The 10,526-nt window shown below is 22.3% G+C and carries 9 protein-coding genes and 1 tRNA gene; 4 read left to right on the top strand and 6 right to left on the bottom strand.

Translation table 4 applies throughout. The features are described 5' to 3' along the window. Positions 1–151: 151 nt before the first annotated feature. The 6 genes from VBM87_RS02325 to VBM87_RS02300 are packed head-to-tail and all read right to left on the bottom strand — an operon-like array spanning position 152 to position 5,947. Positions 152–1,264 carry an MAG0770 family lipoprotein gene (locus VBM87_RS02325; protein WP_416349188.1) on the bottom strand — a complete coding sequence of 371 codons (1,113 nt, stop codon included), beginning with the start codon at positions 1,262–1,264 and terminating at the stop codon, positions 152–154. Next, positions 1,227–2,003, bottom strand: coding sequence for a pseudouridine synthase (locus VBM87_RS02320; RefSeq protein WP_323177210.1), 777 nt, complete (start codon positions 2,001–2,003; stop codon positions 1,227–1,229). Before VBM87_RS02320 ends, VBM87_RS02325 begins: the two co-directional genes overlap by 38 nt. After that, on the bottom strand, positions 1,996–3,099 hold the full coding sequence (locus tag VBM87_RS02315; protein WP_323177209.1) for a nicotinate-nucleotide adenylyltransferase: 1,104 nt from the start codon (positions 3,097–3,099) through the stop codon (positions 1,996–1,998). The genes VBM87_RS02320 and VBM87_RS02315 overlap by 8 nt, the downstream gene beginning before the upstream one ends. Next, positions 3,090–4,376 (bottom strand): DNA polymerase IV, encoded by a 1,287-nt coding sequence (locus tag VBM87_RS02310; RefSeq protein WP_323177208.1) that lies wholly within the window; start codon positions 4,374–4,376, stop codon positions 3,090–3,092. Before VBM87_RS02310 ends, VBM87_RS02315 begins: the two co-directional genes overlap by 10 nt. Further along, on the bottom strand, positions 4,369–4,806 hold the full coding sequence (locus tag VBM87_RS02305) for an iron-sulfur cluster assembly scaffold protein (RefSeq protein ID WP_323177207.1): 438 nt from the start codon (positions 4,804–4,806) through the stop codon (positions 4,369–4,371). Before VBM87_RS02305 ends, VBM87_RS02310 begins: the two co-directional genes overlap by 8 nt. Beyond that, a complete protein-coding gene (locus VBM87_RS02300; RefSeq protein ID WP_323177206.1) occupies positions 4,796–5,947 on the bottom strand; it encodes an aminotransferase class V-fold PLP-dependent enzyme in 1,152 nt (383 codons plus the stop codon). Before VBM87_RS02300 ends, VBM87_RS02305 begins: the two co-directional genes overlap by 11 nt. Positions 5,948–6,134: 187 nt before the next feature. Between VBM87_RS02300 and rplM the strand changes: the two genes are divergently transcribed. From rplM to VBM87_RS02280, 4 genes are all read left to right on the top strand, one after another. Beyond that, positions 6,135–6,569 carry a 50S ribosomal protein L13 gene (gene rplM / locus VBM87_RS02295; protein ID WP_257075690.1) on the top strand — a complete coding sequence of 145 codons (435 nt, stop codon included), beginning with the start codon at positions 6,135–6,137 and terminating at the stop codon, positions 6,567–6,569. A 1-nt stretch (position 6,570) separates the two neighbouring features. Then, the gene (gene rpsI / locus VBM87_RS02290) at positions 6,571–6,966 is read left to right on the top strand and encodes a 30S ribosomal protein S9 (protein WP_257075689.1); all 396 of its coding nucleotides are present in this window, start codon (positions 6,571–6,573) and stop codon (positions 6,964–6,966) included. 56 nt (positions 6,967–7,022) lie between these two features. Further along, a tRNA-Ile gene (locus tag VBM87_RS02285) sits at positions 7,023–7,099 on the top strand. 106 nt (positions 7,100–7,205) lie between these two features. Beyond that, on the top strand, positions 7,206–10,502 hold the full coding sequence (locus tag VBM87_RS02280; protein ID WP_323177205.1) for a DEAD/DEAH box helicase: 3,297 nt from the start codon (positions 7,206–7,208) through the stop codon (positions 10,500–10,502). The last annotated feature ends 24 nt before the right edge of the window (positions 10,503–10,526 follow it).

The raw sequence follows: 10,526 nt of genomic DNA, 5'->3' as shown, positions 1-10,526 counted from the left end.
CACCACGATTAAATTTTATTTTCTTTATATAAAATGAAAGCATGTTAAAAAGCCGTTTCAATGTTCCGGCTTTTTACTATTTCTTTACTCTTTTGTTGTTGCACTGCACATTGCAATCGAGCAAAAATAGCAAAATTTGCTATTTTTTTTGTTAATCTAAATTTTTAGTTAATAAATTTATTTGTTTAGCTATTTTTAAAAGATTTTCAAATGGTATTAAAAGAGCATTTGTAAAAATATCTTTTTCATTTTTATTGTTAAAAATTTCAATTGGATTTTCATTTAAAATAATTTCTAATTGTTTAATAAATTCAGATAATTTAAATTCTTGTTGATTTTTAATATTTTTAATAATTATTGAATTATTTTTAGAATTTAAATTTTTGAAATTATTTACAAAATTATTAATTTTCATAATTTGGTTATTATTATCAGTTTGAATAATATCATTCTCATAGTAAAAAAATGTCATACTATTTCATTCATTTCATAAATTTATAATAGCGTGTAAATGTCCAAAAGTATTATCACTATTAGGCAAAAATCCTAATTTACTATAATCAATATTTTTCAATTGTTTATTAAAAATTTTATTTTCTAATTCTAATTCTAAATTTAAAATAAAACTATTAATATGATCTTTAAAAATTAATCGCTCTTCAATTTTGTTTTTTGTTTTATTAAAAAGTGGTCAGTCATTATTATCATCATTTAAAAATAAATTTAAGAATTTGCTAACTTGTCAATTGTTAAAACCTTTAGCTGCGTCTTCGATGATACTATACATTTCTTTGTTTATTTTTTCAAAACGATCCACATATGCTAAAAAATTAGACTGAAAATCATTTTCATTTAGACTTAAATCTTCTATTATTGTATGCATTGTTTCTTTAAGAGAAATTCATTTTTGATTTTCATAATATCCTATATCTTTTGATTGATTGTCTTGTTTTAAAATATTTGATATTTCAATATTATCAATTAAATTTTTAACTAAAAAACTACTGATGTTTTTACTATTTTTTCTTCTGGTTTCAAAAAAAGTCAAAGCATGATTTTTATTAATATTATTTAAATTAAAAAAATCTTTTATTTCTTGATAATTATTTCTATATTGCATAACTAATTGATGCATTTCTTGACTATATTGTGCTTCTAAAACTTGATTAGTATCATAAAAACTACTTTGACATTTAGCTGCTATTAAAGTAGAAAATATTAATGTGCTACTTACTAAAAATTTCATTAATTTTCTTTTTTTCATTAATTTTTTTTAGTCTTTCTTCTTGTATTCTTATAATTGTTTTTAAATCTTTAATTTCTTTTAATTTTAATTTTCTATAATAACCTTCAGGTATTTTTTCAGTTGTTAAATTAGCATATTGAATTCTCTTTAAATTTATAACTTTTTTATTAAATACTTTAAATAATTCTTTTATATGATGATAAGAACCAACGTGTAATTCTACAGTGTAAGATTTATCAGCTACTTGGTCAACAATTTGTTTTGAAATTTTTCCATTAACTAAAACTTCTTTGTTAATTAGTTTAAACTCCTTTAATGTTAATGGTTCATTTATTCTAGCACGATAAATACGTTTAATTTCATATTTAGGATGACTTAGTTTATTTACCATTTCTAAATCATTTGTTAATAATAACACACCTGTTGTATCATAATCTAATCTGCCAACTGGAACAATTCTATAAGATGTATCAATTAAATCTATGACCGTTTTTCTTTTGAAGGGATCTTTAGTGGTGGTGATTGTTTTTTTAGGTTTGTTTAACAAAAAGTAAACAAAGTTATTTTGATTATTTAAATTAATTATTTGATTATTTATTGTAATTTGATCATTTACAGAAACTAATTGTCCAATTTGAGCTAAAGATCCATTAACTTTTATTTTTTTAGCTAGAATTAATTCTTCTGCTTTTCTACGGGAACAAAAACCACTCTGCGCTATTAATTTTTGTATTCTTATTAAATTGTTATTATTCATTTTTTAACATCCATTTTTGATAAATATTTTCAGCTTCTGATGATAGTTTAATGCCTTTTTTGATATTAAATTCATAATTTAATTTGACAATTTTAGCAAAAGCCAAATCAAAATTTTCTAGTGCTAATTTTCTTAATTTTTGTACTCCTTCAAAAGCTCTGCCATCACAAATTTTATCTGCAACAAAAATTATTTTGTCTAATAATGTTAATTCTAAATCTAAAGTGGTGTGAATTTTTATTGCTCTAATTAAATCCTGATTATTATTTTTATAAATTTTTTCTACTCATAAAGCACCACATATTTGATGTAAAACATGAGCAGGATAGTTATTTTGATTATAGTTTTTAGTATATTTTTTGATTAATTGATATGAATATTCCTGATTAAATCTTTTAGCAATATCATGAAACAGTCCAGCATGATAAGCAACTTTAGCATCATATTTTAAAACTTTTGCTAATTTAACAGCAAATTCTGCAGCAGCTACACAATGTTTTGCTCTTTTAGGATCTTTTTTAAGTATCATATGAACTAATTCAAAAGCATATAAATAATTTTTACCAATGTATTCGTTAACTTTTTTTGGAGTTTGCTCTAAAGCACCATTTCTAATAGCTGTTGAAGACTCAAAAAATAAGGGATTATTTAAAACTTTTATACTATATTTTTTTATATTTTCTTTGGCTATTTTTTTAGTTCTTTTAAAAACTACAAGTTGAACACTTGATGCTATTTCCTCAATAAATTCTCATTTATGTAATTTGCCTAACAAATCGCTACCCATTATAAAAAATAATTCTTCATTAGGATATTTCTTTTTAAAATATCTAATGGTTTCAAAAGTATAACTAATACCACCTCTTTTAGTTTCAAAATCTGAAAAAGTCATTTTTTCTTTATTTTCAATCGCTAGTTTAACCATATTTATTCTATCTACTGCAGAAACGTTTTTTTGTTTTTTCTTGAAAGGATTAGTTGCGGTTGGAATAAATATCAATTTATCTAAATTCAATTCTTTAATAGCAAATTCTGCTATTTTTATATGTCCAGAATGTATTGGGTTAAATGATCCACCAAATAATGCTATTTTCATTTTTTATCCTTATATATTGTATTTTCATAACTATTTTCACTAAAAAATCTAGTTTGTTTTTTTAATAATTTAGAATTAGTTTCTAATTTTGAAGCTAAATAAGTTACTGAACTATTTGTTTTTTTATTAATTAATTGAACTATATTTTTTATTTTTTTAGTTTTTTGATTATTTATTTTTGTATTGTTATAATTGGTATTATTTTCTTTACCAAATAAAGGAATAGGAATGGACACCAAATCAATATCTTTTACATTTAAAATTTTAACTCCTATACCTTTTAGTTTTTGATTTTGATACATTTGTTCAAATAATATCGAAACATATTTAAAAATATAATTAAATTCATTTGAATATGTTGTTAATTTATATTGTTTACCTTTTCATTTTTTGTCCATATAACGAAAATTAATATAAATCGTATCACTAACTAAATCGTTTTTTTGTGCCTTCAAACATATCTTATTTGTCATTTCTTTTAAAATATTAATTAAATCATTTTTATCATAATCATAATGATCAAATGTTAAATCCACTCCTACACTTTTAGGATGATTATTATTAGTATTAATTACATCATCAGCTGTACCATTAGCTTGATCAATTAAAATTTTTGTTTTTGATTTTAAAATAGAATATAACAAAGGATTATAAGGATTTTGTATAGCAAGATCTTTTATTGTTCATATATTTAATTGATTTAATTTAGGTAATAATGCCTTGCCTATACCAAAATATTCTTTTAAATCTAAATTTCACAATTGTTCTTTAAAATTTAAAACATTGATTTCTTTTATGCCAAAGGGTTTTGCTAAAGTAGTAGCCATTTTAGCAAAAAATTTATTATAGGATATGCCAATTGAAATAGGAATTTTAAAAAATTTCATTATATTATTTTGTATTTCTTTTGCCATTTGAAATGCTGATTTATTCTTTAAATTATTAGTTATATCTATTCAACATTCATCAATTGAATAAATTTCAATTTTTTTTGAATATTTAATGGCTAAATATTCAAAAATATTATTAGATATTTCTAAATAAAGATTAAAATCTGGTTGAATAAAAATAGTTTTTGGTTCTTTATTAATTACTAAATTAACTGGATCTCCTGCTTTAATTCCTAATTTTTTTAATTCATAACTTATTGAAGTTACTATTGATTTATATGTTTTCTTTCCTATTGCAACAGGTTTATTATTTAAAAAGGGATTTTTAGATCTATGAGCGCTTACAAAATATGAATCAAAATCTATATGAAAAATTATTTTATTCATTTTTATTATTTAATTCATTTTTTAATAAACGTTGCAACATTAAACAACAATGTGTTCGATTAAAATGTGTTTTGACATTTTCGAAAATCATCAACTCTTTTAATTCTTCTTTCTCGGTTTCGCTAAGTAATTCATCTCCTAAAATTAATTTTTCGAATAAATTTAATATATAATGAATTTCATTTAAATTTTTATTAATAATTTGTTTTATTAAAATATCGCTTGAAGCTATAAAAAAGGCACAACCGTTTCCATCAAATCAAATATCGGTTAAAGTATTATTACAAATTTGAAATTCTATTTTTAAATAGTCGCTACAAGATTCGCCAAATTTTTCTATTAATAAATCATTTTTAATATTTTTTTTAAAAATAGGATATCTGTAATGTTGCATTATGATATCTCTTTTTTGATTTTGATTATAAAACAAGAAAATCACCCCCGTTTTTTAAAGCTTGTAGTATTTTTTTACAATCATTATAATTATTATAAACTCCTAAAGATATTCTCACAAAGGAGTTTTCTTTTTTAATATTTTTTAAATACTGTGCGCAAAAAATCCCAGATCTAACATAAATATTTTGTGTAGCTAAATAATGCGCTACGTCTTGTGCAGAAATATTTTTAATATTAAAAATAATAATATGACTTTCAATAGGTGTATAAATTTCTAAATTGTTTATTTCTAATAATTGCTTGTATAAATATTTAGTTAACTTAGTTAATTTAATTTTAGTATTTTCATAATTTATATATTTTTTAAAAAAATCTAATGCAGCATCAAACATGTAAATAGCTGCTAAATTAGGTGTGCCAGGTTCAAAAGCAGTTTCACCATTTTTAATGGTTAATTCACAATTATCAATTCTATCTATTGTTCCTCCGCCCACAAAAACAGGATCAATTAATTTTTGAACTTTATCATTGATTGCTAAAATTCCTAAACCTGTAGGTCCATAAAATTTATTTGTACTAAAAACTACAATATCACTATTTTTCATATCTACTTTTTCACTTACAATAGCTTGAGCTGCATCATTAACTATGATTGAATTATACAATTGTGCCTTTTCTTTAATTTTTTTCATATTTATTGGATGATAAAATGAATTTGAAACTTGACTTATTGCAACAATAACTGTATTTTCATTAATATCTTCAAGTATATTTTCACTAAATTTGATAATAGCACCTTTGTCTTTAGCAATTTTAATTCAAGGAGCAATATTAGATGAATGATTATAAGCAGATATTAAAATTTCCTGATTATTTTGTATTTTATCTTTTAACATTAAGGCAATTTTATTTAATGAGTCTGTTGCTCCAGAAGTAAAAATAATATAATCATTTTTATTGGCATTAATTAATTCTTTAACTTTTTCTTTTACCTCTTTAATAATTAAATTATTTTTAATTCCTATTGAACTATCGCTGGTTCTTGTACTTACTGCATATTCAAGATAAAAAGATTTTTCTTTATTTATTGCTTGTATTGGTTTTTGACAAAGAGCACTATTATCTAAAAAAGTTATTTTTTTAAGCAAAGGAAAATATTTACGTATGTTTTTCATATTAAAAATTTTATTACTTTTAATTAAAAATAATCATGTTTAACCTTTAAAAATCAATACTATGAGATTTTAATTATATTTATATTGCTTTTTTTATTTTGTTATATAATAAAAACGTTATTTTAATGTCAAAAATAAGTCTTTAAAGATACATATAAAATAAAAACTAACTATTAGGAGGAAAATCGTGAGACAAACTACAATTGTAAACCGTGAAAAGGCTAACAAAAAATGATTCGTTGTAGATGCAGAAGGACAAGTTTTAGGTCGTTTAGCCGCATTTGTAGCTTCAGTTTTAAGAGGCAAAACTAAACCTACTTTTACACCAAATGCTGATATGGGTGATTACGTAATTATTATCAATGCTGAAAAAATATTATTAACAGCTAATAAAGAAGAAGATAAAATTTACTATCATCATTCAGGTTATCCTGGTGGTTTAAAATCAATTAATGCTGCTAAATTAAGAGTAAAAAAACCTACAGCACTTGTTGAAAAAGCTATTTCAGGAATGATTCCTCATACAAAATTAGGAAATAAACAACGTAAAAATCTTTTTGTTTATGCAGGACCAGAACACAAACATCAAGCACAACAACCAGAAAGTTTAGAGGTAAGATAGAATGGCAAAAATAATAGAATATCGTGGACTAGGTCGTCGTAAATCTTCTACAGCTCGTGTGACTTTAAAAACCGGAACTGGGAAATTTGTTATTAATAATCGAGAAGCAAAAGATTATTTAACTTCTGATTTATACATTCAAGATGCAGAACAACCATTAGTATTAACAAATACAAAAGGAACTTTTGACATTTTTGTTAATGTACGTGGTGGTGGATTAAGCGGACAAGCTGGAGCTATTCGTCTTGGTATAGCTCGTGCGTTATTATTAGCTAGTGATTCATATCGTGAAAAACTTAAACCAGAAGGTATGTTGACTAGAGATGCACGTGTTAAAGAACGTAAAAAACCTGGTCTTAATGCAGCCCGTCGTGCTCGTCAATTCTCTAAACGTTAGTTTTTATTTATTTTTTTACTTAAACTATGAATTTTTGGTAAAATTCATAGTGTAATGCGAGCGTAGCTCAGCTGGTTAGAGCACACGACTGATAATCGTGAGGTCGATGGTTCAAGTCCATTCGTTCGCACCATATCGTTTTAAATGACAAAATCATCCTAAAAAGGATGATTTTTATTACACTTAAATTTATAAAATGCTTTTTAATATATATAATTTATACGTTAAAGGAGTTATATATGAAAAATCAACAAAATTTAGATTGAGAATATCAAACAATTTTAAATAATCTATTAAATATTTCAAATAAGGATACTTCATTATTTGTAAAAGTAGATAATGATAAATTATTTGATCTTTATTCTACTTTTAATTTAGATGTTATTAGAGAAATTACATATCAAAATAATTTTTCAATTAGAATAAGAGCTGAATATTTAAACGAAATAATTCAAAAACTCAATAATATTTATTTACCACTAGAATTAATTGAGTATTTAAAAAAAATAAATTATATTAATCTTGCAAAAAAAGAAAAATTTATTTATCAAGATTTTGAAAAAGAAAAAAAACAAATTATAAGTGAATACAATGCAAAATTACAACAATTTAATTCCATATTCAAAAAATATTATCAAGAGATTTTATCCATTTATGAACAAACTAGTTCATGGTCTTTATATGTTGGTTGTGTTTTTGTAAAAGTTCACTTAAAAGAAAAAAATAAAAAAATATACGCTCCTTTATTTTTAAAACCAGTTGATTTAGATTTTAATAATGGAATAATTAAATTAATTTCTAACGGTGATTTAAAATTAAATGAAAAACTTTTATTTGTTTTAAATAATGAAGGTTTTGATTTACATATAGATGAAGAATTAAATGATGATCAACAAAACATATTTCAATTAATAAAACTTTTAAAACAAAAATGAGAAAATAGTTTTTATAATTTTGATATTAAATTAGAAAATCCAATTAAAAATTTTGAAGAAGAAGAAATTCAAAATCAAGAGTTAGAATTTCATGATGGAATGGTGTTAGGAATTTTTCAACCTTCTGGTGGATATTTAAGAAATAGAATGTTAGAAATAATTAAAAATAAAGAACTTGAAAACATTCTTGTTGCTGAATTTGATAAAAATATTTACAAAAAAAATATTCAAGAAGTAATAAGTAATCCTAAAACAAGATTATTAAAAATTTCACCAACTAATTATTCACAAGATAAAGCAATTATAAGTGCGCTCAAACAAAATACTATTATTTGAGGGCCACCGGGAACAGGTAAAAGTCAAACAATAGTTAATATTCTTGTTAATATATTGTTTTACAATAAAACCGCTTTAGTATCAAGTGAAAAAAAGGCTGCTTTAGAAGTAATCAAAGAACGTTTAGGAATATTAAAACAATATGCTTTAGTTCTTAGTAATCCAGTAGGAAGTAATAGCAAAAGTAAGTTTTATCATCCTTTAAAAATTTACATAGGTTATTTGGAAAATTTTGAAAAAAATAATACTTTATCTAAACCTAAAATAAATATTGTCGATGAAAGCGAAATTAATTTTGTTGAAAATTTAAAAAAATGAAAATCGAAAATTAAATTTGATAAATATTTAGAGTTTATTGGTAAAACAAAAACTATTTTAGATCTTTTAACAGAAGAACAATTTAAAATTTTAATTAAATTAGATTCAGAATTACTTTATACAGTTAATTTAAAATATAAAACTTCTAAAAAATATTTAAAAGAATTATTAAAATTAAATAAACTAAAATTTAAATTTTTTAATAAAAAATACAAATTTTTAAAAAATAATTCAACTGAATTATTCGATAAATTTAATAACTTTAACATTAATTTTAATGAATTAAAAAGCATAGTTAATACTTTTGATTTTGATGATTGAAATATCATCAAATCTATTTATAGTGCGCTACCAAATAATAATTCTCAAAAAACAGTTAATATTGATTGAATAAATCAAACAGTTGCTGAGCGTATAATAGAAAAAATTAATAAAATAGATAAAAATCGTTTAAATAATTTTAGCGCCATTGTAAAAAATGCTAAAATGAAACCTCATAAATTTATTAAAGAGTATTCGGATATAATTAAAATTTTCTTTCCAATTATTATTGCAACACCAGAAATGGATCTTTCTATATGAAAAAAAGAAGAATTTGATTATGCTATTATTGATGAAGCAAGTCAAATGTTTAATGAAAAAGGTTTACCCTTGTTATATTTGGCAAAAAATAAAATTTTAGCAGGCGATAATCAACAAATGAAACCATCAAATTGATTTAATACTCGTTTTGTAGAAGAAGATTCAGTATATGCTGGGATTGATTCAATTTTAGATCATGCAGAAAAATTTGGTATTCATAGTATTTTATTGGATAAAAATTATCGTTCTAATTTTGCTTCTTTAATGACTTTTAGTTCCAAACATTTTTATGATGAAAATTTAGATGTTATCGATTTATATAACAATAATTTTTCTAAAGAAATTAATTGCGCTATTGAAACAATAAATGTTGAAGGAATTTGAGAAAATAATACTAATAATTTAGAAATTGATATTGCAATTAAAACACTGGAAAATAATATAGATAGTTATGAAAAAATAATTCTTTTATCTTTTAACAAATCTCAAAGAGATAAGTTAGAAAATATAATTATTAATTCAAATGAAAAATTAAGAAAAAAAATTGAAAGTAACAATCTTTTAATAAGAAATATTGAAAATATTCAAGGCGATGAAGCTGATTTAGTAATCGCTTCTGTAGCGTATGATAAAAATGCAACTATACATTCTACATATGTCGGTAGAATAGGTGGTAAAAATGCTTTAAATGTTGCTATTACAAGAGCTAAAGAAAAAATGATTGTTATTAAATCAATTTATGCTTCAGATATAATTATTAATTCTTGGGATAATGAAGATCTTTTAATTTTTAAAAAATGATTAGAATTTTTAGATTTATCTGAAGAAGAAAAGAAAGAGTATATTAATCCAAAGAATCAAAATAATAATTTTTCAATGTCTCAATTACAAAACAAAATTTATGAAGAATTAGAAAAATATTTAAATAATTCAAGTATTTTAGAATTAACCAATAATGAAAATATTGGTACTATTACTATTGATATTGCTTTAAAAGTAAATAATAAAATTCATACATGCTTTATAATTGATAATTTTGAATACGATACTTTAGAAGATTATTTAAAATTTAATGACAAAATTAAATTTATTAGAAATAAAAAATATCCAGTTTTTGTTATTAACGCAATTATCTGAGAGGAAATAAAATTTGATATTTTTGATTATTTAGCAAAATTAATTGAAGAATTAACTACTGATTCAAATATTGAAAAGAGTTTATTGATAAAAACAAATTATGAAATTAATGATTATGAACAATTATTGGTTGATGATTATAGCACTAATGTAAGTGAAATTAAAATTCTTAACAAAAAAACTAATTCATTAGCAATTACTAATAATAATGAGTTTGATAATGAATAAAATTTATTATTTAAAAACAGATTT

The sequence above is a fragment of the Mycoplasma sp. 744 genome, assembly GCF_034863305.1.
Classification (GTDB): Bacteria; Bacillota_I; Bacilli_A; order Mycoplasmatales; family Metamycoplasmataceae; genus Mycoplasmopsis.
This window is presented reverse-complemented; position numbering and strand designations above follow the sequence as displayed.